Below are 23,027 nucleotides of genomic sequence, written 5' to 3' on the forward strand. Positions count from 1 at the left end.
AAAAACAAGAACGGCCGCCTTATGCAGGGTGGCCGTTCTTGTTTTTGGCTCTGAGATCTTGCTTGACTAGACTGGAATGGGTGAACGATTACAATAAAGGCGGTCATGCAGAGGCGGAGCCGAACCATCTCGCGTGTTTAGTAGGAGTACTAATCTTAGTACCGCGAGCGAGATGGTTCGGCTCCGCCTCTCCATGACGTTCTTTTAGCACAGGAGTGACTCTCTACACACCTTAACTCGCCCGAATTACTAGGCTTCCATCTTTAACTCAGGCTGCTCGCGTATTACTCTCAGGGTAGCAGAGGACGCATCATGGCTCCGCAGCAGTTTGTGATGATAGGTATACGAACCGCCCAGGATGATAAAGCCAATAGCCATCGGGGCCCACTGACTAACCGGAACGCTGATAGCAATGTGGGAATACATAGCGCCCGCCAAATCGAAAAAGAAGCCTGCATAAGCCCACTCCTTCAGCCGTGAGAAGCCGGGCGTAACCACCGCTATTACGCCTAAGGCCTTCGCTACGCCCAGAAAAGGCAGCAGATAAGCCGGGTAGCCCAGAAACTTAAAATAAGCCACGCTCTCGGGCGAGCTCATAATGTTTGGAATGGCGGAAGCCGTCATTAGCGCAGCCAGCAGGCCGGTGAAAACCCAGTAAATAATCTTCATCTTTTTCATCGTGGTGCGTGGTTTTAGGTCCATAATCTTAGGTAGTAGAAAGCGGAACAAAGGAGAATTGCAGGTCGCACTTGACGCTGGTTTTACCGCTCTATTGGTGGGTGTCTTGGCCAGTCACGTTCTCGCGAGTATTGGAAAAGAATTTGATTGCCAGGTGCTCACTGCTGTGCGGGTTCTTTGTCGTAGTTCAGTAACCAATCCATCCCAAACCGGTCGGTGAGCATGCCGAATTTTGCCCCCCAGAAAGTGTCGTCCAGCGGCATTGTTACGTTGCCGCCTTCCGCAAGCTTCTGAAACCAAGTCGTTATTTCCTCTTCACTGCTGCAGTTGAGTGATAAGGAAACGGTGTTGCCCCGCGTGATTTTTTGCCCCCCAGCGTCTGAGCCGAAGATGATAATATCTCCGGTGGTCAGGCTGGCGTGCAGTACACCGTTTTGGGCATTGGCGGGCATGTGCTCAGCGGCCGGCGAGCCGGCCACTTCCTGAATCATCAGCTCGCCGCCCAGGCATTGCTGATAAAAGGTCATGGCTTCGCGGCAGTTGCCATCAAAAGAGAGGTAGGGGTTGAGGTAGGGAGCTTTCATAAAGGGAGAATGAGGGATACTTTGTGTGAATTATAGGCTGTGACGGTGCGATGTGGGATGACTAATTTATTTAGCTAAATTAGTGGGCGTTTATATCCTTCACGCCAACAATATTAGTAAAAAATGCGTCGGTGTAGCGGGGGTAAATGCGACCAAATCAGGGTTAATTGCGACATTATACTTAGCTAGCCTACCTACCATGAAGCACATTACTATACTGGTTCCTAAGGGAGCCATTTTGGGCAGCATCGAAGGCCCGCGCCTAGTGTTTTCAGAGGTAAATGCGCTCCTGCTGCGCATGGGAAAACCCGCTTTGTTCGACATTCAGCTCGCCGGCCTTGCCGATGAAACACCCGTGTGCGGCGGCATGTACTCGGTGTACACCAAGGCCCAGATTAAGGACATTGCCCACACCGACTTGGTAGTTATTCCCGCCATTGACGGCGACATAAGGCAGGCCTTGGATAATAACCGCGCCTTCATTCCCTGGATACTAGCGCAATATAACCGCGGGGCTGAGGTAGCTAGCCTGTGCATGGGGGCCTTTATTTTGGCTTCCACGGGGTTGCTGAAAGGCCGGGAGTGTACCACGCACTGGGCTGCCGCCAACGACTTTCGGCGCATGTTTCCGGAGGTGAAGCTGGTTGAGGATAAGCTGATCACCGATGAACACGGCATTTATTCCAGCGGGGGGGCTTTTTCTTACCTGAATCTGGTGTTGTACTTGGTAGAAAAATACGCCGGCCGCGACATGGCCATTACCTGCGCCAAAGTTTTCCAGATTGATATTGAACGCGTTAGCCAATCGGCTTTTATCGTGTTCAATGGGCAAAAGGAGCACGGCGACGAGCCCATCAGAAAAGCCCAGATATACATTGAGGATAACTATCAGGAGAAAATAACCGTGGACCAGCTGGCCGATATGTTGGCCCTAGGGCGCCGTAACCTGGAGCGTCGGTTCAAGAAAGCCACCGCCAACTCGGTGGCCGAATACATCCAGCGGGTAAAAATGGAGGCAGCCAAAACCAGCCTCGAGTCGTCGCGCGAAAACGTGAACGAGGTGATGTACCAAGTCGGCTACACTGATCCGAAGGCGTTTCGCTCGACCTTCAAACGTATCACAGGCTTGTCGCCCAACGAATACCGCAGCAAATACAACCGGGAAAGAGCGGTAGCCGCCTAAGTTATGGTAGCCGTACGCTTACCGGAGCACCGTCACCTGCGACTTATCATACAGCCGCAGCCAGTCGCGCCGCAGAATAGCGTAGAGGTATTCGTCCTCAAACTCGCCCGCATCATTCCGGCCCGATTCGCGCATGATGCCTTCAAACTCAAAGCCCACGGTTTTCTCAATCGAGTGTTTGGAGGACAGGTTCGAGACTCGGCAGCCCGTGGCCACGCGGTTCAGCCCCAGCAACTCGAAGGCCAGATAAAACAGGTGCGGCTTGCTACGCGGCGTGACGCCCCGGCCGCGCATGTGCTCAAACACATCGGCGCCCGTCGAGCCGGTGCGCTCTTCCCAGCTATCCACGGTCAGCAGCGTCATGCCTGCCAGCTCATCGCCCAGGAAGGAATAAAAGCCGAAGTTCGTCCGCTTGCCTTGCTCGTAGCGCGGCAGGTAATTCCGAAACAACTCCTCCAGCATCGGTTTTGAGTCGGGGAATCCCTGAAACAGGCTGTATATATCCGCCAGATTATCCTCATTGATGAGGTGCAGAGTGATAGAATCGGATTGCAGGGCCTTGAACATAACTTGCTTAAGTAACCGATCTGCGTTAGTCCGGCGAGAGGCGCGGTCCTGCGGGTATCATGTTGTGCTTGCGTAGTAAGGCCTCCCGCTCGGCTTGTGTAGGATTTTTCAACTGGCGCGCCTGCAGAAAGTACTCCTCCATACTCCCTGCGGGCAAGTGCATAATCAGGATGCGGCCGGGCTCCTCACTGGTCTTGACAAAAGCATGGGGCACATTGCGTGGCCCCAACATAGAGTCGCCTGCTTTAAGCCGAAACTGCTCCGTGCCCACCTGAAACTTAAACTCGCCCTCCGTTACAAAAAACCACTCGTCTAGGTCGGTGTGGCTGTGCAACATAGGACCCGTTTTCTCGAAACGGATAGTGTCATATACACTCATGGCCCCAGCCGTATCCTGCCCCGACACTTTCAAATCGAAGCGGGCGCCGAGGAAAGTGAAGCTTTGATCGAAGCGGTCCTTATTGGCATCTACTTTTATGCCTTTGGGGGGCAAATAGGGCGGCGGCAGCATAGCCAGCATAGGTACCGCGGGCAATACCAGCGGTAAGGAAAGAAAAGTACGTCGTTTCATCTCCTGGCAGAGCGGGAATGACACCTCCGCTTTACTTAAATATAGTGATTATACTTTAGTCATAGGGATGATTCTCGATGGCAGAATGGAGCAGGCCCGTCAGCTGCCAAACCTGGCTTGCTGGCACTGCTGGAGCAAATACCAGCTTCTCCAGTGCAATTAATTGATGGTAAAGTGTTAAATTGTAGTAGCCTGCTTCTCACATGTACGACCATGGAACCCTATTGGTATATTCCGTGGGGGCAGCCGCAGGCAAACAGATACCCGGCTCGCTCCCCACCACCCACTTGGTACTCATTCCACCCATCTGGATACGTATTCCTGCGTCCTGATTGTAGAGTACAACCTTGCTCTAAAAGAGTTTTTCTTGTCTGGCAATGAGCCTGTCGTCTGCCTTATTGAGTAGCGCGGTTATTAGCCCAAAAGGACTTAAAAAGGCGGTCATGCCGAGCAGCGACGACGCATCCCGCCAGCGGTAGTGAGATTACTAACCTAGCATCAGCACGCGAGATGCTTCGCGCCGCTCGGCATGACCGCCTTTTAATCAGTCGTTTTTCACTTGCCAAGCTACTTTATAAGCTGAGCAGCTAGTTTCAAATAAACTCCGAACACCACCCACTAAAAACCTGGGAACGCATCTAAAAAAAGCCCCCCGGTTCTCGGAAGTAAGCTTCCGCTCCAGCGCCTAAAGTGCCTGTGGGCGACGATTCGTTATCCCATTCTTTTATAAGTAATACGCCATGCTAACGGAAGAACTCATTGCGGAGCCCCACCTGAATGTGCGGGGCAAGCTGATTCGGCGGCAGGATGCGGACTATGAGCAAGCCCGCAAAGTACATAATGGCATGATCGACAAGTATCCTGATATGATCGTGCAGTGCGTGGATGTGGCCGATGTTATTGCGGCCGTGAATTTTGCTCGCGAATACGACGTGTTGGTGGCCGTAAGAAGCGGTGGGCACAGCGGAGGTGGCTTTGGCATGTGCGACAAGGGACTGGTGATTGACCTGAGCCACATGAAAGGCGTCCATGTAGACCCCGTGGAACGCACTGCGCTGGTAGATGCTGGCTGCACCCTCGGCGACGTAGACCACGCTACCCACGCATTTGGGCTGGCCTTGCCTAGTGGCATCGTGTCCACTACCGGGGTGGGGGGCATTACGCTGGGCGGCGGATTGGGCCATCTCACCCGCCATTGCGGCCTCTCCATCGATAATATGCTGGAAGCCGATGTGGTGCTGGCCGATGGCAGCTTTGTGAAAGCCTCGGCTACGCAGAATCCGGACTTATTTTGGGGTTTGCGGGGCGGGGGCGGCAACTTCGGCGTCGTTACGTCCTTCTTGTTTCGCCTGCACCGTATCAGTATGGTGTATGGCGGGCCCATGCTTTGGCCCATGAGCGAGGCCCGAACCATAATGCAGTGGTACCGCACCTTCATCCAGAAAGCTCCCGAGTATATAAATGGGTTCTTCGCGTTTCTGTCGGTGCCGTCCGCCCCGCCGTTTCCTAAGCATTTGTGGGGGCAAACGATGTGCGGGATAGTATGGTGCTACACCGGAACGCCAGAGCAAGTCGAAAAAACGTTTGAGCCAATTCGTAGCTTCCGCCCACCGGCCCTGGATCTGGTAGGACCGTTGCCGCTGCCCACGCTGCAAAGCATGTTTGATGGCCTGTATCCGCCCGGCTTGCAATGGTACTGGAAAGCCGATTTTGTAAATGAGCTAAGCGACGAAGCCATCGACATACACCTGAAGTTTGGCTACGAGCTACCCACTTCGCTCTCCACCATGCACCTCTACCCAATAAATGGTGCTGCAGCCCGCGTGGGCGCCCAAAATACGGCCTGGAACTTCCGCCATTCTACCTGGTCGATGGTTATTGCGGGCGTCGACGCTGACCCTGCTAACCGGCAGCGCATCACGGACTGGGCTAAAGCCTACTGGAATGCGCTGCACCCATACTCAGCCGGTGGCGCCTACGTCAATTTTATGATGGAGGAAGGCCAGGAGCGCATCAAAGCCACCTACGGCATCAACTACGAGCATCTGGTGAGGGTCAAAAACAAATATGACCCCGACAACCTGTTCCGGGTAAACCAGAATATTCGGCCCACAAAGCACGGGCACGTATTTACCTGATAGGGTGTGGGCAAAGCTCGCTTCACCCAAATGAAATGAACCTAAAAAGCCGCTTGGTCTGACCGACCAGCGGCTTTTTCATGCGTAGGTCCTGCTTGCTGTACTACATCCTGCGGCCTGTCATTCAGGTAGCGCTTTAGGTCACTGGAGCAGCACAGAATGCCCAGGGCCGCCAGGTTGAGGGTATTGGTGAGCAGATGCCCCACAATAGGATCGTCGTTGCCTAGATTATTATACAAGACAATGGCGCTGAAGCATAGGCGCAAAACCAGCCAGCCCAGCATAAGGTAAAACGCATTTCGCCAGCGCTTAAATAAGCCAATCACCAACACCAGGCTGACAATAATGCTGGTGCTGAAGTTGCCGCTCTCGGCCACAAACCACGACTCTTGCCATCTCGGTAGCAAGTCGGCTACCAGTAAGCACCCGGTTACCAAATACAAGTGCTGTAAGGCTGTCTTTTTAGAATACATCACGGATAGATATAAGAGTGGCTAATCAATGAATTAAGTAGATGACTATCAAGATACAAAAACCTGAAAAAAGCCCCCAGCAGATACAGACTATGTAGATTAAATAACTGCCGGGGGGCTTTTTCTGCCTCCTAAATATATGTCATCCAAAATATTTATCTTCCTATTAAGGAAGCAGCAACGCCGCTGCCTCTTACAGCTGCTGGAGGAGCTATCCAATGAAGCACATGCTACTGTTGATTGGGTTGGTATTAGGGCTGGAACTGAGGGCACAGGGGCAATCAGCGCGGGCCGATATGGTACTGCTGAACGGCAAGATCTTTACCGCCGACACTGCGCGGCCGTCGGCGGAGGCGCTGGCCGTCCGGGGTGAGCGAATCATAGCCGTGGGTACGGTGGCAGAAGTAAGTAAACTGGCCGGGCCCAAAACCCGCCGCATTGACTTGCAGGGGCGCGTAGTTACGCCGGGCTTCAACGATGCCCACAACCACTTTGACCCTATGCCGGCTGGGTTTCGGCTGGCCTTCACCAGTATGGAGCCCACTTGGGAAGAAACCAGCCAAGCCATTCGGGCAGCAACCCAGAAAGCCCCGGCCGGCACCTGGATTTTCGGCACCGTGGGCTCCAAAGTAGTGCTCGACCCTCTTGTAACCCGCGCCGCCCTCGATGTACTGGCGCCCAACCATCCTGTACTGCTCGGCGCTTTCTACGGGCACGGGCACATTGCCAACACCAAGGCGCTGCCACTCCTGCAACTCGATGTAGAGCAGCCCGACCCGCTGGGGGGCAAATTTGCACGCGTAACAGGCTCGCGCGAGCTCAATGGCCGCATGCACGAGTACGCTGAGTGGCGCTCTAATCTAGTGCTGGCCGCGCAGGTGCCTGATACCACCGCCATTCGGGCCCTGCGCGCCATGGCGGCCGAAGCCGCCAGCTACGGTATTACCACCGTGCAGCTGTTTTCCACCATGCCTATCGACCGGTTTGTGCGCTTACTCACCCAGGCTAATCTGCCGGTGCGGGTACATGCGCGCCCGTTTCCGCTCACCACGCCCCAGGGACGCGAAACAACCGAGCTGCGCAAGCTAATTACGCCGCCTATGCCTAAGCTTGGCCCCCGCGTGCAGGTAAGCGGCCTGAAATGGGTGCTGGATGGTACGCCCTACGAGCGGGGCGCCGCCCTGCGCACGGCCTACCGCGACCGGCCCAACTGGAAAGGAGAGCTCAACTTCAAAGAAGATGAAGTGGCCAAGATGGTGCAGGAGGGCCTCGACTGGAAACAACCCATGCTCTTCCATTGCGCCGGCGACCGGGCCGCTGAAGTGGTCCTTAATGCCCTCGAAGCCAATGATACCAACGTAAACTGGCCCGCTCGGCGCGTCCGCATCGAGCACGGCGACGGCGTTGTCGGCGACCTGATACCCCGCGCCAGGCGCTTGGGCGTGGTAGTGGTTCAAAACCCGACGCACTTCTCCGAGCCGGCGCTATTCGGGGCCCGCTGGGGCAACAAGATGCAGCCCTTGCGCTCGTTGCTGGCGGCGGGCGTACCCGTAGCCTTGGGCTCCGACGGACCTATGAATCCCTTCCTGAACATCATGTTTGCCGTTATCGACCCGGCCAACCCAGCGGAGGCCATTACCAGCCAGCAGGCTGTACAGGCTTATACGGCTGGCTCAGCCTATGCCGAGTTTGCGGAAAAGGACAAAGGCACATTAGCCGTAGGCAAACTCGCTGATCTGGTCGTGCTGTCGCAGGATATTTTTGCGGTGCCGCCACCTGAGTTGCCCAAAACCACCAGCCTGCTGACCATAGTGGGGGGCAAAATAGTGCATGATGCCAAAGTGCTGAAGTAGGCTAGGGGGCTTTTTTAGCTGTTTATACTAAACATAGGTAGGCTGACCGCTATGCTATGGCCGAGGTGTGGCGGCTTTATAAAGATAAGCCTATCCTGTTTAATAATATATAGATTTATATATGTCACAAATAATCAGATTTATTTGATGATGTTAGTAATAAGACAAACACAAAATAAAGTGCTACCATCTGATTAAGAGCAAGATAAAACAAATAAGATATTTTAAAGGTCAATGTCACTGTTTTGATATAAGTTTCCTTTTTAATACCAGATTTTTTACAAAACTTGGTACTCAGGAAAGTCCCTCCGGATTATTGGACGATTTATCACCCCTGATTTCTCAGAGGGCCATTCCCTGTTTTTCTCCCACATCACCCTAACCCTTTTTCATGAAACTGAACAACTTCTCCCTCCCCGCAAAATCATTGTTCGCGGCCAGTGTACTGTCAGCTTTTGTATTGAGCAGCTGCGAAAGCAGCCTCGATAAGATTCAGGACGAGCCCACCACGGCACAAAGCCAGTCGGATGCCCAAGGCGAATCGGGCCGCGACTATGTAGCCAACGAGCTGCTAGTGAAGTTTAAGCCAGGCCTGTCGGAAGAGGCCAAGGCCAATGCGCTGGCTCGCATCAGCGGCAAAGTGTCGGAGAAGATTCTGACTAAAGCCATGGAAAGAGCGGGGGAGAAAGAAGGTTTGATGGTGGTGCATACGCCTCTGCAAGCCTTGGAGGCGATGAGCAAGATGAAAGGCGGACCAGAAATCGAGTTTGCTGAGCCCAACTATATCTATCAGCACGCCGCGGCCACTAACGACACTTACGTCGCCAATGGCTCGCTGTGGGGCGTTGATGGCAACTCATTTGGTAGCCAGGCTTCCACTGCTTGGGCTGCGGGCCACACCGGCTCAGCTAGTGTAGTAATCGGTATCATCGACGAAGGCGTACAATTTGACCACCCTGATTTGGCTGGCCAGGTCTGGACTAACCCGTATGATGCGGCTGATGGCGTTGACAACGACGGCAATGGCTACATTGATGATATCCACGGCTGGGATTTTGATGGCAACAATAACAGCGTGTATGACGGCACCACGCGTGGCAGCTCTGATGACCACGGCACGCACGTAGCCGGTACCATTGGGGCCAAGGCGAACAATAGCGCTGGGGTAGCTGGTGTGAACTGGAACGTGACCATGATTTCCTGCAAATTCCTGGGTCGTCGGGGCGGAACTACAGCTAATGCTGTGAAAGCCGTTGACTACCTGAATGATTTGAAGACCCGCCACGGCATGAACATCGTGGCTAGCAATAACTCCTGGGGTGGCGGCGGCTTCTCGCAAGCCCTCTCTGATGCTGTCGACCGCGCCAACACGGCCAATATTCTCTTCATCGCGGCAGCCGGCAACGGCGGCAGCGACGGTGTAGGCGACAACAACGACGCCGTAGCAAGCTTCCCTTCCAACCTGCCCCAGGCTAACGTAATTGCAGTAGCTGCTATCACCTCAACGGGTGGACTGTCGAGCTTCTCCAACTTTGGTGCTACTACCGTTGACATCGGCGCTCCTGGCTCCGGTATCTGGTCAACCACGGCATACAACACATATTCGTCGTACAATGGCACTTCCATGGCTACTCCCCACGTATCGGGCGGCGCGGCTTTGTATGCTGCCTCCAATCCAAGTGCCACAGCAGCTCAAATCAAAGCGGCTATCCTGAATAGCGCAACAGCAACGCCTTCGCTATCTGGCAAAACAGTAACTGGCGGCCGCTTGAATGTAAGTGGTTTCTAAGTCTGATTAGCTTATCGTGGAAGGCAGCTTGCTGCCAGTCATATTGAAACAAAAAGCCTCACCATATCGGTGGGGCTTTTTTGTGGTCTAGCCTGTGCCTGACTTTTTAAGCACTGCTTGGTAAGTAGAAGTGATTTACAAAGCTGAGTATCTACACCAAAGAGCACTATGCCTGTAAGCTTGTCTCTTAACAACGAAAATTCTACAGCAAGGCGATTTAGTTATACTTCTTCTTGAATCAGTAGAAACAAATTCGTAGCTTCCTATTCTTCGTCAAAAGCGCTTGTAAAACAATGGTTTAACCTCTACTACTTCTCCCTATGAAACACAAACACATGGCCGTATTCAGCAAGCCACTACTAGTGGGCGGTTTGCTATCTGCTGTTTTTCTGGCTGGTTGCGAAAGCAGCCTCGACAAGATTCAAGACGAGCCTACCACGCAAAGCCAATTGGCCGATGCTCAGGGCGAGCCGGGCCGCGATTATGTGGCCAATGAACTGCTAGTGAAGTTCAAGGCTGGGGTTTCAGAAGAGGCCAAGGCCAACGCACTGGCTCGCATCAGCGGCAAAGTGTCGGAGAAAATTCTGACCAAAGCCATGGAGAGGGCGGGGGAGAAAGAAGGTTTGATGGTGGTGCATACGCCTCTGCAAGCCTTGGAGGCGATGAGCAAGATGAAGGGTGGACCAGAAATCGAATATGCCGAGCCCAACTATATCTATCAGCACACGGCTACTTCTAACGATACCTATTACACCAATAACTCTCTATGGGGCATGTATGGGGATGCGACCTCCCCAGCTAACCAATTTGGCAGCCAGGCTGGCGAAGCGTGGGCTGCTAATCATACTGGTTCTAATACCGTGTATGTAGGTATCATTGATGAAGGATTCCAGAATACACACCCTGAACTGGATGCCAATGAGTGGGATAATCCCTACGACCCAGTGGATGGTGTTGATAATGATAAAAACGGCTATATAGATGACACTGATGGCTGGGATTTTGACAGCAACGATAACACCATTTATGATGGCGGTACCCGTGGCAGCCTTGACGACCATGGTACACACGTAGCGGGTACCATTGGTGCTGAGCGCAATGGAACTGGAGTAGTTGGTGTAAACTGGAGTGTAACCATGATTTCTGGGAAATTCCTGGGGCGCCGGGGAGGAACTACGGCTAATGCCATTAAGGCTGTTGACTATTTCACAGATCTTAAAACGCGTCATGGGCTTAATATCGTGGCTACCAACAACTCTTGGGGCGGCGGCGGCTCCTCGTCAGCCTTGCTTGATGCTATTAAGCGCGCCAATGCTGCGAACATCCTCTTCATTGCGGCGGCTGGTAATGGCGGCAGCGATGGTGTAGGTGACAACAATGACGCAGTGGCTAGCTTCCCTTCTAACTATGATGTACCAAATGTGATTGCCGTAGCTGCCATCACTTCCACTGGTGCTAAGTCGAGCTTTTCGAACTATGGGGCTACTACCGTCGACCTAGGCGCTCCTGGCTCAGGTATTAATTCTACTACTGCTTTTAACACGTATTCGTCATACAGTGGAACCTCCATGGCTACGCCTCATGTAACAGGTGCTGCTGCGCTGTATGCTGCTGCGAAGCCGGGTTCTTCTGCCGCTCAGATAAAGAATGCCCTGCTGAGCAGCGCTGTACCAACAACTTCTCTAGCTGGAAGAACCGTAACTGGTGGCCGTTTGGATGCTAATGGTGCACTTTCAAAATAGTAGAGTAGCTTAGTTACTACAGACCTATAAATAGGAAAGCCCCCCAGAGCCACTCTGGGGGGCTTTTTTACGCCCACTACACCAGATACAGCCCATACGCCCGCGCCAGCTTCCTGAACGCCGCCTCGTGCCGGAGCTCCAGAAAATACACGGCCACCGCCAGAGCGGGCGCGCTGGCCAGTAGCAGGTGGTAGCGGCGGATATAGAACACAAACGGCTGCTGTTCCCGCAGGCCCGCGGTGGTGAGCTCAATCAGGTGGGGCCAGGTTTCCAGGGGATGGGCGGGGGCGCTGGGGGGCAATTCGTAGCTCACGACCTCGGTGGTGCGGAAGAGGGCAGCCAGCAGCGTGATGAATTTGTCTTCTTCGCTGCGGTAGAAGCGGTAGTCCTGGAGAGAGGCGAGGGTGGGGAAGCTGATGCTGGCGCTGGCCGCTTCCTCTTCGCTCAGGCGGTGGTCGTGGATGGAGAGCAGGCGGGGAGGCAGGCCCGCCACCGTGGGCGGCAGGGCATCGGGGGCGCTGAGTTGCTGGAGGAGCGCCGCTACGGCGGGTTCAATCGGAGGGAAGGGCATCGCGACGCTACGCTGGGGGCTGCAACCGGGGGCGGAGGCGACCGAAGCCCCCGAAACCGAAGTTACGCAGGGCCGTCAGCTTTTGCAGTAGGGAAGTAGGCGGGAGGGGATACTTTTAGTTAGGGCCGGACGAGTGGCTAGTCTCCAATTTGTATTTTACATCATACCTGTGGCTGCTAAAAGTGGAAACGAAGATTCAAGGAGAAGATAGATCATAGGCACCCGGAGAATAGGGGACAGCAAGGAGAAAATAGTTAAGACTTTTACTTGTATTTAAGAGCTACTTATTAATCCCATTAACAAGCAATAGGTTGGTTAGTATGAAGTGAAAATATGCTCTAACTTGTCGCTTAATCTCACTTTTTAACGACATAAATTTTATGAAGCTTGTCTCCTTTCGTGTTTATAACTACAAATCTATAATTGATAGTAAAGAATGTTACTTGTCTCCCTCAGATGGGATTACTGTTATAGCTGGGCAAAATGAATCTGGTAAAAGCTCTCTTTTACAAGCATTAAAAGATTACGAACAAAGGAATTTTGATGAAGAGGCAAAAAGAGACGATGAGCCTTTTAAACAACCAATTGTTGAATGTGTATTTGACAAATCAGCAGACAGTAATTTTAACGCAAAAGCAAAAATATATTGGAGCGATGAATTTTATAATGATTTCGTTCTTTACTTTTTTGAAAAAATCAAGAATATACATATTAAATGCGAAGGAAGTAATATTAAGCCAAATTTGAGTTTCTTCGGAGAAACTTTTATAGAACTTGAAAAATGGGTTGAGATTTTAAAAGATACTGACTTAGAAAATGATGCACAAGTGCTTAAAAATTTTAAAGGCATTAAACTAAGAGAGAATAATAGAAAATCAAACAAGAAGTTTTTTGAACTAGAGTATACGGCAATGGATCTTTCTTATGATTTGGCGCCAGAGGTGCACAAAATTGCACCTCATATAATTATGTTTGATGATTTTTGTGATTTATTGCCTGATACAATTCTCGTTTCAGATTTAAAAAGTCAGAATGAAAAAGCTAAAGGTTTTCAAGCTGTCAAGAATATAGAGAAGATTTTAGATACAGATTTGGTTGAGTTTGACGCTTTAGTAGATAATAAGCGAGTTCAAAAGCAAGATTTTTTTAGAAAGACTATTACCGCGAATTTTAATCAACGATGGAAGCAAAGAATCGGCAATGAAAATGGTGCTATTATACATACGCTGCATTTCCAAGGAAGCGGCCCTAATGCTGCTTATTTTAAATTTTTTGTTGAAACAAAATCTGGTGAGCTACTAGAGCCTAACAAGAGAAGCCAAGGATTTAAGTGGTTCCTATCGTTTTATCTGCATTTAGTTGCTGAAGACAAGCGTAAAGATGGCCTTATTATTCTTTTTGATGAACCTGGACTTCATTTACACTCAAAGGCACAATCTGATATGATGTCCGTATTTGAAGATTTAGCAGAAAAAAATCAAATTATATATTCTACTCATTCACCTTATTTGATAGATTCTAATAAACTTCATAGGATAAGATTAATTATTAATACAAATGAAGGTACTAAAGTAGAAAAATTAACAACAAACGCTAATGGTAAAGCCCACGATGCATTAAAGCCAATAATTGATGCTATTGGATTAGATATGAGGAATTCCTTCAGTCCATCTATGGGAGGGAAGAATGTTATAGTTGAAGGTATTTCTGATTACTATTACTTTAAATCATTTATGTATTTGCATAATATTAGTGATAATATTTATTTTCTGCCAGCGATGGGAGCCTCCAATGCTCATTTGCTTATGGAGTTGTGTATGGGCTGGGGATTAGATTGGCTGATGGTCTTTGATGAAAAAGGTACTAAAAGAGAAGTTGCTAATATTAAAAAGAAATTTTTCCCTCTAGAAGAAGAGATGAAAGATAAAATACACATTCTAAAAGGTATGGATGGAATTGAAGATATGTTTGCAATAGAAGATTTTAAATTAGCTGTTCCAGAAATTGAGCAACATGAAGGCGAGGCTTTAGGTAAAGCCGTTAGCAGACATAGCACTAAGGAATTAGTAGCTAGGATTTTTTCTGATAAAGTATTTGGCAATGAAATTACTTTGGCAAATTTAAATAGTGCAACTGCCGAAAATTTTAAATCTGTATTTAATTTCATTAAAGGCTTATAGAACATGCGAGCATAAAAAAAGGCCCCTACACCATAGGGGCCTTTTTTTATGCTCGCATGTGTAACTCTACACTCCAACTTTCTCCTCACTGCCCAACTCACTCAGAATCCGCTTGGCGGCCTGCACGCTTTTCACCTCCTCGATGCTGACGATGAGCTGTTCCTTGCGCTCCTTCATGGAGGCGGTGCGGGTGTGGGTTTGCACGTAGCTGACGATGTTACCGAAGGTTTCGCCCTGGAAGTAGGCCTCGTTGTCGGTGGCCGAGATGTAGCCTTTCAGCAGATTCTTCTTCAGCGTCAGCTTCTCGAAGCCCACGTGGCAAGCCTGCCAGCGCAGGCGCACGATGTCGGCCAGCTGCTCTACTTCGGGCGGTAGGGGGCCAAAGCGGTCCACGATGCCAGCCACGATTTTGCGCAGCTCCTCGGGGCTTTTCACCCTATCCAGCTTGGAGTAGAGCTGCAAGCGCTCCGATACGCTGCTCACGTAGCTATCCGGAATCAGGATTTGCAGGTCCGTCTCTATGTTGCACTCCTTGGGGCCTTTGGTGCCGGCCGCTTCCTGGAGGCGGCCGGTGGTGTCGCCCAAAAACAGGTCGCGGAACTCGGTTTCCTTCAGCTCCGTCACCGCGTCGTCCAGAATCTGGTGGTAGGTCTCGAAGCCCAGATCATTGATAAAGCCGCTCTGTTCGCCCCCCAGCAGGTTGCCGGCCCCGCGAATGTCGAGGTCGCGCATGGCCACGTTGAAGCCCGCGCCCAGGTCCGAGAACTCTTCCAGCGTGCTCAGGCGCTTGCGGGCGTCGGAGGGTAGGGTAGCTACAGGCGGGGTGAGCAGGTAGCAGAACGCCTTCTTGTTGGAGCGCCCCACGCGGCCCCGCATCTGGTGCAGGTCGCTCAGGCCAAAGAGGTGGGCGCGGTTAATAATAATGGTGTTGGCATTGGGAATATCCAGGCCCGACTCGATGAGGTTGGTGCTCACCAGCACGTCGTATTCGCCGTCGATAAACTTCATCATGCGCTTCTCCAGCAAGTCGCCCTCCATCTGCCCATGTATATAGGTGATGCGGGCGTCGGGCACGAGGCGCAGCACCATGGCCGCCATTTCCTCAATGTCCTTCACGCGGTTGTGCACCAAGAAAATTTGCCCCCCACGCTTGATTTCGCGGGCCACCGCGTCTCTGATCAGCAACTCATCGAACACGTGTAGCTCTGTTTGCACGGGCTGGCGGTTGGGCGGCGGCGTGGCAATCACGCTCAGGTCGCGGGCGCCCATCAGCGAAAAGTGCAGGGTGCGCGGAATGGGCGTCGCCGAGAGCGTGAGCGTATCCACGTTCACCTTCAGCTCCTTTAGCTTGTCCTTGGTTTTTACCCCAAACTTCTGCTCTTCGTCAATCACCAGAATACCCAGGTCCTTGAACTTGATGTCCTTATTCGTGAGCCGGTGCGTACCAATGAGAATGTCGGTTTTGCCCTCGGCCACGCGGGCTAGGGTTTCCTTTATCTGCTTGGTGGTCTTGAAGCGGTTTACGTACTCCACCGTCACGGGCAGGTTGGCGAGCCGCTCGCGGAAGGTTTTGTAGTGCTGCATGGCCAGAATGGTAGTCGGCACCAGCACGGCCGCCTGCTTGCCATCGGCCACGGCCTTAAACACCGCCCGAATGGCTATTTCGGTCTTGCCAAAACCCACGTCGCCGCAAATGAGGCGGTCCATGGGGTGCGGCACTTCCATGTCGCGCTTCACGTCCTCGGTAGCCTTGGCCTGGTCGGGCGTGTCTTCATAGATAAAGCTCGATTCCAGCTCAGCCTGCATAAAGCTGTCCTTGGCAAAGGCGTGGCCGGGGGCCGTTTTGCGCTTGGCGTATAGCCGAATCAGCTCGGCGGCAATGTCCTTTACCTTCTTCTTTACCGACTTCTTCTTGTTTTCCCACTCCGGCGAGCCCAGCTTGCTCATGGTGGGCGGCGTGCCCTCGGCCCCGGAGTACTTGGCAATCTTGTGCAGGGCGTGAATACTCACAGTCAGCACGTCGTCGTCGCGGTACACCAGCCGGATGGCCTCCTGCAAGTGCCCATTTATCTCCACCTGGGTAAGGCCCGCAAAGCGCGCGATGCCGTAATCTTGATGGGTCACGTAGTCGCCGGGCGAAAGCGTGCGTAGCTCCTTGAGGGTAAGCGCCTTTTTCTTGGAAAACTTGCGCGCTTCCTGGGCCCGATAAAACCGCTCAAACAGCTGATGGTCGGTGTACACGGTCAGGTTGAGGATTTCATCAATAAAGCCCTCGCGCAAGGCCAGCAGCATGTGCTGGAAGGTTACGTTGTTGTCAAGTTCGTCGAAAATAGTGCGCAGCCGGTCGGCCTGCCGCACCGAGTCGGCCGCAATAATGCAGGTAAAGCCCTTCTGCTGGTTTTCGCGGAGGTTTTTTACCAGGCGCTCAAAGTCTTTATTAAAGCTTGGCTGGGGCCGGGCCGAAAACTGAAAATCCTCAGCGTTCTTAAAGCTGAACCGCTTGCCAAACTCCACCACAGCGAAGTTCTCCAGTAGCTTCTTAAACGACTTCCCCGACTCAAACAGATCCTCCGGCCGGCTCACAATCTGCATACCGCCCGCCGATTGCAGCATCTCCTGAAATCCCTGATCGGCCTTCTCAAACGACTCCCCGACAATGTCAATGGTCTGGCGCACGTCCTTTATCCACAGCGCCGTATTGCGCGGCATAAAGTCCAGAAACGCCTCCCGGGTTTCCTGCAACAGCTTGGTTTGCACGTTCGGAATAATGCTCACCTGCGGCTTCTGCTCCACCGACAGCTGCGTCTCCGGGTTAAACGTCCGAATCGTCTCGACCTCATCCCCGAACAGCTCTATCCGGTACGGCAGCTCATTAGCGTAGCTGAAAATGTCCACGATACCGCCGCGCACGGCAAACTGGCCGGCCTCATACACAAAGTCAGTCCGCTCGAAGTCGTACTCCGACAGCATCTCGCTGATAAAGTTGACATCGAGCTTCTCGCCCACTTTCACCAGGAAAGTGTTGGCAACTAGGCTTTTCTTGTTGATAACTTTCTCAAAAAGCGCCTCCGGGTAGGTCACAATCAGCTCGCCACGCACTTCCGCTTTCGAGGCTTTGCCATTTGCGCCCACGGCCGCGCCACTGCGGCTGCTGCTGAGGCGGTTCAGCACCTCGGCCCGCATGAGCACATTGGCGTTTTCCGTCTCGTCGAACTGATACGGCCGCTTGTAGGAACTGGGGAAAATGAGTGGGTCCTCATCCGGCAATAGGTGCTGTAAGTCGGCCAGGAAGTAGCTGGCCTCGTCCTTATCGTGGAGCACAAACAAGTGGTGCTGCTCAAGATACAGCGTATGCGCAGCCGCAGCCAGCACAGCGTCCTGGCTACCCACCAAGCCGCGCAGATGAATGCGCGTTGGCCCATCGGGCGCGGGCTCACCCGTAGCGCGCAACGACCGGGCGGTGGCCGGATTCAGGCGGGCCGCCACGGTCATGACAGTGGGATCGAGGCGGTATAACTGGAGGAAGTCGGTGACTTTCAAAAGACAGAGAAGGCTAGGAGGGAGGCAAAGGTAGAAGCCCGGCCGGATGGTTCTCCGGTCGGGCTACTACGTGTTAGGCAATACCACGCCGGCAGGCCGAAAGTTTCCGCCGAAGTTGAGTATGTCTATTGGGGGGCAAATAAGGCTGTTTTATAGCAGTTTCTTGAACACCCAGCCTGTAGAGACGCGACACTTCGCGTCTCGGCGCCAGAACGACCGGAGCTGCGCAGCCCTAACAACCTCAGCAACGAGGAGACGCGAAGTGTCGCGTCTCTACATGGACCGTGAAACCGCTATATGCTCAGCACTTGCACATGGACGACGCTATAAACAACGACCTATAATCGATGTCCCATTTGCTGGGTGAAATGCGGCAGGAGATACGGGAAGGCAATGACCGGGTAGTAGATACCATGAGCAAGTTCATCGGCACTCACCGAGCATCTGATCGACACCCGTGACACGGTTAAATCAATAGATAAACGCTTAGCCAATGTCGAGCAGAAAGTCACGGAGTTCGTTGACTTCGACAAGCGCCTGCGGGTGCTGGAAGACATTGTATTAAAAAAAGCCTCCTAAAAAAGCCCCCCAGACTCAAGCTGCCGTCCGCGCCGGTATCTTCGCCTTCCTGTTTTGCTAAAATTTATAAAGTGCGCGGTTCTTCTCACCTGGCCATCGGCCTGATTACGGGCGTGGCCATTGCCGGCCTGGTGCCCGGTATTCCCTTTTCACCCGCTGGTATTGCCCTGGCCGGCTTCTCCTCCCTAGCCCCCGACCTCGACCACCCCGAAAGCCGCCTGAGCAAACGGCTTGGTTTCTCTCACAATTACGTGCGCTGGGCCTTCGCCGCTGCTGGTGCTGGCTTAGCCGCTTACACCCACTTCCTGCTCCCCTTGGGCCCCGACCGGCGCATGGGCTTCACGGCCGCTCTGGCATTTGGCTTACTGGGCTTGGCTATGCAAGGAGGCTCAGTGCGGAAACTGGCGCTGCTGTTTACTGGCGTGCTCACCGTATTGGCCGGCTTGTATTTTGAGTTTCTGTGGGTGAGCTTGCTCGGCATCTTCGTGGCCGTAGCGCCCTTTACCAGCCACCGCTCCTGGACGCATACCATTTGGGCCACCATCCTCTGGACTTACATCGGCTACTTGGCTAATCAAGCCTTGGGCTGGCACGGCGTGGCTCACTTTGCCGGAGCCGGCTACCTCTCGCACCTTCTGGCCGACTCGCTTACCAAACAGGGGGTACGGTGGTTTTTGCCCTTCTCCGAAACGAGCCTAAAACTGCCGCTTATCTCTACTGGCTCAGCGACGGGCAATGTGTTGGAAGTCGCTATTTGCGCTGGCTACGGCTTGCTGGTTCTGGGGTTGGTGATTGGGCGTTTGCAGTTTTAGTAATTTATGAAGGCCCCTGTATAAAAGGCACTATAAGTCCTCAGGGATAGCCGCAGAAGGTGCTACGTATATCGCGTATGGACTAAAAAAAGATCATTGCACAGAAAGATGTACTGATAGAAGTTTGTATTCTAAAAATGATGCAGTTAGTTTCGCTTACTGAAAGAGGCTAAGCAGTAAATAATCTGGTGTAAAATACGTAGTATTAAATATATTTTTTTTAATATTACATTTATATTAAATCAGTTAGTTATACTGCAATTCCTGCAGCGCTTAGCGGCTTTCAACAATCAGTTTTATAACCTACTCTTTTTTCGAGCTGTTTTACTAGCATCGCCCCCAGTAGTTATCCCGGGCGATTGGCTCACCCAGCGACGCGGTACTCAAGTATTGCTTTAACTATTCTAGGTAGTGCAAGCAGCGTGCTTTGTATCTTTGGCCGGGCCATTCTTTACCTCTTAATTACCCTGCCGAACTTACTTACCCGCTCCTATTTCACACCTCACTTGCGCACAAAAATTTATTTAGTATGAACCAGATGAATAGCCCTCTGATTCGGATAGGCGTCTTTTACGACGGCAATTATTTCCTGAAAATCAGCGATTACTACTACTTCCAGCATGAGCGTAAAGCTCGTATCAGTCTAGAAGGTCTACACGAATATATCCGCCACCAAGTAGCCGAAGAAGAAGACGTAGACGTTCGCCTGAGCCAGGTGACCGACTCCCACTTTTTCCGGGGTCGCCTGAGTGCTACCGAAGCCCGCGATAAAGATCGCCTCTTCCACGACCGCCTGCTCGACGATATTCTGATGCACCTAGGCGTGACTACGCACTATATGCCGCTGAAAACCCGCGACGGTCGTTTGCAGGAAAAAGGCATTGATGTATGGTTGGCTCTGGAAGCACTGGAACTGGCCCTGCATAAAAGCTTCGATGTAATTGTGCTCATCGCCGGCGACAGCGACTACGCGCCACTAATCAAAAAGCTCAACACCATCGGCACCCGCGTGATGCTGCTAAACTGGGATTTCAAATATGTGGACTTCAAAGGCGAGAACCGCGTAACGCGCGCTTCTCAGCAGCTATTGGAGCACGCCACGTACCCCATTTCCATGCACGATGTGATTGACGCCGGTCTCGCCAGCAACGACGAGCTGATCGAAAATCTGTTCGTGACTCAGCCTGAGCCTGCGCCATTCCCAACGGTAAAGCCTGCCCGCCCAACCGGCCCTACGGCCGCTGGTCCGGTAGGCACGGTGGGTATGAGCACCATCAAAAACCTCAAAAACGGGTTTGGCTTCGTGGTAATGCCCCCCAACAACCTCTTCTTCAGCTACGCGGACATGTCGGAAGGCGACTTCAACGACCTGCACGAGGGTGACTGGGTTGAGTTTACCGTTGGCCGCAACCACCGCGACGAGGACTGCGCCCGCAACGTGCGTAAAGTGCAGCCGCCACAAGAAGGCGACGAGTACGACGACGATACCGAAACCGAAGAGCACGAGTCGGCCAACAGCTCGGAGCACCTATAAACCAATTTATTCCGCTCTAATCCCACTCAGCGGTTCGGCGACCATCCACTTTCGGCCCTCAGTCTCTTGTTACAAGAGACTGAGGGCCGAATTTCTTTGATAAAAAAACCCGCCACGTAGCTATGGGGGCTTTTTTATTTATAAAGGTTGAAATTCAACCCGATTATTACTGCCGCTCGACCTGTAATACCTATATGCCCGTCATGCAGAGCGGAGCGAAGCATCTCGCGTGCTGATGTATGATTACTAATCTTACTACCGCGAGCGAGATGCTTCGCTCCGCTCTGCATGACGGGCAAGATGACTGTCGAGTTAGAGACTAATGAGTTCTAGAACAGTCGAGGCAGTAATTCCCATTACTCTTCTTTCGGAAACAGCAGCTCGTGGAAGTCGCGCTTGTCGGCGGGGTAGCGGTTGAAGGTGCCGAGGCCGCGGGCCACTACTATTTCGCGGGTGGCACAATAGATATCGGCGCTGGCTACAATGAGGGTTTTGCCGGAGTGCTCTACATGGCCGCGGGCCAGCAAGTGGTCGTGCAGACGAACGGGAAGGAGGTAGTTAATCTTAAACTCAACCGTCGAGACCAGTTCGCTGGCGGTAAAGGCCAGGCTGAGTGCGGCTGCGCCCAGCGCCGCATCCATTAAGCCGGCCAGCACGCCGCCGTGGCAGGTGCCAGGCGAGGACAGATGATCTTCGCGCACCTTCATTGTGTATACCACTTCGCCGGGCTTGGTCAGGTTGAGCTCCATGCCATTGGTGCGGCCGTAGTTGTTGATCTGGTTGTACAGCGCTATTAGCGTGGCAACGTTCTGAGTAGGTTCCATAGTAGCTGAAAAGATACGGGTCCTTCGGAAAAAGCCCCCCCATAACAATTGTCACCCTCCAGCAATTTCCGAAGACGTAGGTATTGTAAGCAAAGCATGTTGTGCGAGAGCAAATGCCTATGCAGCAAGCAACTTGCGCATCCGAAAATGTGGGATTACGCCAAACAGCGTATGCGAAGGTGCCACGATTTTATAGCCTAGCTTCTGATAAAACGCCACAGCCGACTCGCGGGAGTCGAGAATGCATTCTGTAAAGCCTTGCGCGGCTGCGTATTCTTCCAGATAGTTCATCAGTTGTTGCCCAATGCCGCGGCCGTGCCAGTCGGGGTGCACGGCTACGGCCCGTACCTGCACTTGGCCCGGCCCGGACGGCTGCACGCGAGCCACCCCGATTATTGCACCATCATCTGTTACGGCCATGGCGTGATGGGTGGTGGGCGCCTCATCGTCGGCGGCGCGCTCCGAGCCGGGGGGCTGCTGCCAGGGCTGGCGCAGCACCTGGTAGCGCAAGGCATAGTAAGCGTCAAAGTCGGCGGCGGTGGTGGGCTGGCGAATAATCATCGGTGGAAATTGCGAAGGACGGCGTGCGGATGCGTTGGAAGCTTAAATTTACCCCCCAGCTATCGTTTGGAAGAAGAGGGCAGAGCAGCTTGGCAAGATAACGGAAACCCGCGCTTAGCTGGGGGCAAATTTGAGCGGCCGGCCTGAATCACAACCGTGCACGAACGTTGGCAAACGCCTACCTTTGGCACCTGCGTCACCCAAACCGCTAGACTGACGTACTGATTACTCCACTCCTCAAACCCTACCAATGCCTTCTTTCGATATTGTTAGCAAAGTAGATCCGCAGACGCTCGAAAATGCGGTGAATACGGCCAAAAAAGAACTTCAGACTCGCTACGACCTGCGCGACACCAAGGGCGGCATCGAGCTGGACAAAAAAGCCAATACCATTCAGCTCAGCTCTGAGAACTCCATGCGCGTGAAGTCACTGGAGGATATTCTGCTGACGCGCATCGTGAAGCAGGGCCTCGACGGCACCTGCCTCGACTTCTCGGAAGAGGAGCAAGCCTCCGGGGCACTGGTGAAGAAAACGGTGAAAGTGCGGGCCGGCATCGATAAAGACACGAGCCGCAAAATTGGCAAGCTTATCAAAGACAGCAAGCTGAAAGTAGACGTGCAAACCCAGGATGAGCAGGTGCGCGTGGCCTCCAAGAAAATCGACGAGCTTCAGCAGGTGATGGCCATGTTGCGCGGCGCCGACCTGGGTATTCCCTTGCAATTCGTGAATATGAAAAGCTAAACACAGCTTTCAAAAATGGTGCAGATGCTGCTGGCGTAACTGGCAGCGGCATCTGCACCATTCTTTGTTTCTTTGAATCCTCGCTCTCCGTTTACTCTGCAAACCT

General features: G+C 52.6%; 18 protein-coding genes. 9 read left to right on the forward strand and 9 right to left on the reverse strand.

Features of this window, described 5'->3' with window-relative positions; all coding sequences use genetic code 11:
• Nucleotides 1-249 precede the first annotated feature (249 nt).
• Nucleotides 250-702 (reverse strand): DoxX family protein, encoded by a 453-nt coding sequence (locus H8B13_RS04900; RefSeq protein WP_315985105.1) that lies wholly within the window; start codon nt 700-702, stop codon nt 250-252.
• A gap of 134 nt (nt 703-836) precedes the next feature.
• Nucleotides 837-1,262, reverse strand: a complete 426-nt coding sequence (locus tag H8B13_RS04905; protein ID WP_187309730.1) for a VOC family protein — start codon at nt 1,260-1,262, stop codon at nt 837-839.
• Between the two features lie 199 nt (nt 1,263-1,461).
• On the opposite strand from H8B13_RS04905, the gene H8B13_RS04910 reads away from it, so the two are divergent.
• Complete coding sequence (locus H8B13_RS04910) at nt 1,462-2,445, forward strand: GlxA family transcriptional regulator (RefSeq protein WP_187309731.1); 984 nt, start codon at nt 1,462-1,464, stop codon at nt 2,443-2,445.
• Between the two features lie 18 nt (nt 2,446-2,463).
• Here H8B13_RS04910 and H8B13_RS04915 read toward each other — a convergent pair whose 3' ends face one another.
• Together H8B13_RS04915 and H8B13_RS04920 are read right to left on the reverse strand one after the other, a co-directional pair.
• Nucleotides 2,464-3,012 (reverse strand): GNAT family N-acetyltransferase, encoded by a 549-nt coding sequence (locus tag H8B13_RS04915; protein ID WP_187309732.1) that lies wholly within the window; start codon nt 3,010-3,012, stop codon nt 2,464-2,466.
• A 25-nt stretch (nt 3,013-3,037) separates the two neighbouring features.
• Entirely contained in the window at nt 3,038-3,583 is a 546-nt protein-coding gene (locus tag H8B13_RS04920) for a cupin domain-containing protein (RefSeq protein ID WP_187309733.1), read from the reverse strand.
• A 740-nt stretch (nt 3,584-4,323) separates the two neighbouring features.
• Between H8B13_RS04920 and H8B13_RS04925 the strand changes: the two genes are divergently transcribed.
• Nucleotides 4,324-5,721, forward strand: a complete 1,398-nt coding sequence (locus H8B13_RS04925; protein WP_187309734.1) for an FAD-binding oxidoreductase — start codon at nt 4,324-4,326, stop codon at nt 5,719-5,721.
• A 41-nt stretch (nt 5,722-5,762) separates the two neighbouring features.
• On the opposite strand, the gene H8B13_RS04930 is transcribed toward H8B13_RS04925, so the two are convergent.
• Nucleotides 5,763-6,194, reverse strand: a complete 432-nt coding sequence (locus tag H8B13_RS04930) for a hypothetical protein (protein ID WP_187309735.1) — start codon at nt 6,192-6,194, stop codon at nt 5,763-5,765.
• Between the two features lie 227 nt (nt 6,195-6,421).
• Between H8B13_RS04930 and H8B13_RS04935 the strand changes: the two genes are divergently transcribed.
• The 3 genes from H8B13_RS04935 to H8B13_RS04945 all read left to right on the forward strand — a co-directional run bounded on the left by H8B13_RS04935 (nt 6,422) and on the right by H8B13_RS04945 (nt 11,578).
• The gene (locus H8B13_RS04935) at nt 6,422-8,047 is read left to right on the forward strand and encodes an amidohydrolase (protein WP_187309736.1); all 1,626 of its coding nucleotides are present in this window, start codon (nt 6,422-6,424) and stop codon (nt 8,045-8,047) included.
• Between the two features lie 391 nt (nt 8,048-8,438).
• Nucleotides 8,439-9,836, forward strand: a complete 1,398-nt coding sequence (locus H8B13_RS04940) for a S8 family peptidase (protein ID WP_187309737.1) — start codon at nt 8,439-8,441, stop codon at nt 9,834-9,836.
• A 320-nt stretch (nt 9,837-10,156) separates the two neighbouring features.
• Nucleotides 10,157-11,578: a S8 family peptidase gene (locus H8B13_RS04945; protein ID WP_187309738.1), complete on the forward strand. Its 1,422-nt coding sequence runs from the start codon at nt 10,157-10,159 to the stop codon at nt 11,576-11,578.
• Between the two features lie 76 nt (nt 11,579-11,654).
• Here H8B13_RS04945 and H8B13_RS04950 read toward each other — a convergent pair whose 3' ends face one another.
• On the reverse strand, nt 11,655-12,149 hold the full coding sequence (locus H8B13_RS04950; protein WP_187309739.1) for a hypothetical protein: 495 nt from the start codon (nt 12,147-12,149) through the stop codon (nt 11,655-11,657).
• 380 nt (nt 12,150-12,529) lie between these two features.
• Between H8B13_RS04950 and H8B13_RS04955 the strand changes: the two genes are divergently transcribed.
• Nucleotides 12,530-14,329, forward strand: a complete 1,800-nt coding sequence (locus tag H8B13_RS04955; RefSeq protein ID WP_187309740.1) for an ATP-dependent nuclease — start codon at nt 12,530-12,532, stop codon at nt 14,327-14,329.
• 66 nt (nt 14,330-14,395) lie between these two features.
• Here the strand turns inward: H8B13_RS04955 and mfd are convergent, their stop codons facing one another.
• Nucleotides 14,396-17,869 carry a transcription-repair coupling factor gene (gene mfd / locus H8B13_RS04960; protein ID WP_187309741.1) on the reverse strand — a complete coding sequence of 1,158 codons (3,474 nt, stop codon included), beginning with the start codon at nt 17,867-17,869 and terminating at the stop codon, nt 14,396-14,398.
• Nucleotides 17,870-18,519: 650 nt separating this feature from the next.
• Here mfd and H8B13_RS04965 point away from each other — a divergent pair.
• Both H8B13_RS04965 and H8B13_RS04970 read left to right on the forward strand, forming a co-directional pair.
• Entirely contained in the window at nt 18,520-19,260 is a 741-nt protein-coding gene (locus H8B13_RS04965; protein ID WP_187309742.1) for a metal-dependent hydrolase, read from the forward strand.
• A gap of 538 nt (nt 19,261-19,798) precedes the next feature.
• The gene (locus H8B13_RS04970; protein WP_315985106.1) at nt 19,799-20,794 is read left to right on the forward strand and encodes an NYN domain-containing protein; all 996 of its coding nucleotides are present in this window, start codon (nt 19,799-19,801) and stop codon (nt 20,792-20,794) included.
• 356 nt (nt 20,795-21,150) lie between these two features.
• On the opposite strand, the gene H8B13_RS04975 is transcribed toward H8B13_RS04970, so the two are convergent.
• Together H8B13_RS04975 and H8B13_RS04980 are read right to left on the reverse strand one after the other, a co-directional pair.
• Nucleotides 21,151-21,618, reverse strand: coding sequence for a PaaI family thioesterase (locus tag H8B13_RS04975; protein WP_187309744.1), 468 nt, complete (start codon nt 21,616-21,618; stop codon nt 21,151-21,153).
• Between the two features lie 117 nt (nt 21,619-21,735).
• Nucleotides 21,736-22,179, reverse strand: a complete 444-nt coding sequence (locus H8B13_RS04980) for a GNAT family N-acetyltransferase (RefSeq protein WP_187309745.1) — start codon at nt 22,177-22,179, stop codon at nt 21,736-21,738.
• Between the two features lie 250 nt (nt 22,180-22,429).
• On the opposite strand from H8B13_RS04980, the gene H8B13_RS04985 reads away from it, so the two are divergent.
• Nucleotides 22,430-22,921 carry a YajQ family cyclic di-GMP-binding protein gene (locus H8B13_RS04985; protein ID WP_187309746.1) on the forward strand — a complete coding sequence of 164 codons (492 nt, stop codon included), beginning with the start codon at nt 22,430-22,432 and terminating at the stop codon, nt 22,919-22,921.
• Nucleotides 22,922-23,027: the final 106 nt, after the last annotated feature.

The sequence above is a fragment of the Hymenobacter sp. BT188 genome (assembly GCF_014333585.1).
GTDB lineage: Bacteria > Bacteroidota > Bacteroidia > Cytophagales > Hymenobacteraceae > Hymenobacter.

Coding starts and splice junctions, on each gene's coding strand:
- H8B13_RS04950 (WP_187309739.1), bottom strand. CDS start 12,149: ATGCCCTTCCCTCCGATTGAACCCGCCGTAGCGGCGCTCCTCCAGCAA.
- H8B13_RS04980 (WP_187309745.1), bottom strand. CDS start 22,179: ATGATTATTCGCCAGCCCACCACCGCCGCCGACTTTGACGCTTACTAT.
- H8B13_RS04915 (WP_187309732.1), bottom strand. CDS start 3,012: ATGTTCAAGGCCCTGCAATCCGATTCTATCACTCTGCACCTCATCAAT.
- H8B13_RS04925 (WP_187309734.1), top strand. CDS start 4,324: ATGCTAACGGAAGAACTCATTGCGGAGCCCCACCTGAATGTGCGGGGC.
- H8B13_RS04910 (WP_187309731.1), top strand. CDS start 1,462: ATGAAGCACATTACTATACTGGTTCCTAAGGGAGCCATTTTGGGCAGC.
- H8B13_RS04945 (WP_187309738.1), top strand. CDS start 10,157: ATGAAACACAAACACATGGCCGTATTCAGCAAGCCACTACTAGTGGGC.
- H8B13_RS04985 (WP_187309746.1), top strand. CDS start 22,430: ATGCCTTCTTTCGATATTGTTAGCAAAGTAGATCCGCAGACGCTCGAA.
- H8B13_RS04975 (WP_187309744.1), bottom strand. CDS start 21,618: ATGGAACCTACTCAGAACGTTGCCACGCTAATAGCGCTGTACAACCAG.
- H8B13_RS04920 (WP_187309733.1), bottom strand. CDS start 3,583: ATGAAACGACGTACTTTTCTTTCCTTACCGCTGGTATTGCCCGCGGTA.
- H8B13_RS04955 (WP_187309740.1), top strand. CDS start 12,530: ATGAAGCTTGTCTCCTTTCGTGTTTATAACTACAAATCTATAATTGAT.
- H8B13_RS04930 (WP_187309735.1), bottom strand. CDS start 6,194: ATGTATTCTAAAAAGACAGCCTTACAGCACTTGTATTTGGTAACCGGG.
- H8B13_RS04900 (WP_315985105.1), bottom strand. CDS start 702: ATGGACCTAAAACCACGCACCACGATGAAAAAGATGAAGATTATTTAC.
- H8B13_RS04905 (WP_187309730.1), bottom strand. CDS start 1,262: ATGAAAGCTCCCTACCTCAACCCCTACCTCTCTTTTGATGGCAACTGC.
- H8B13_RS04935 (WP_187309736.1), top strand. CDS start 6,422: ATGCTACTGTTGATTGGGTTGGTATTAGGGCTGGAACTGAGGGCACAG.
- H8B13_RS04970 (WP_315985106.1), top strand. CDS start 19,799: ATGAATAGCCCTCTGATTCGGATAGGCGTCTTTTACGACGGCAATTAT.
- H8B13_RS04940 (WP_187309737.1), top strand. CDS start 8,439: ATGAAACTGAACAACTTCTCCCTCCCCGCAAAATCATTGTTCGCGGCC.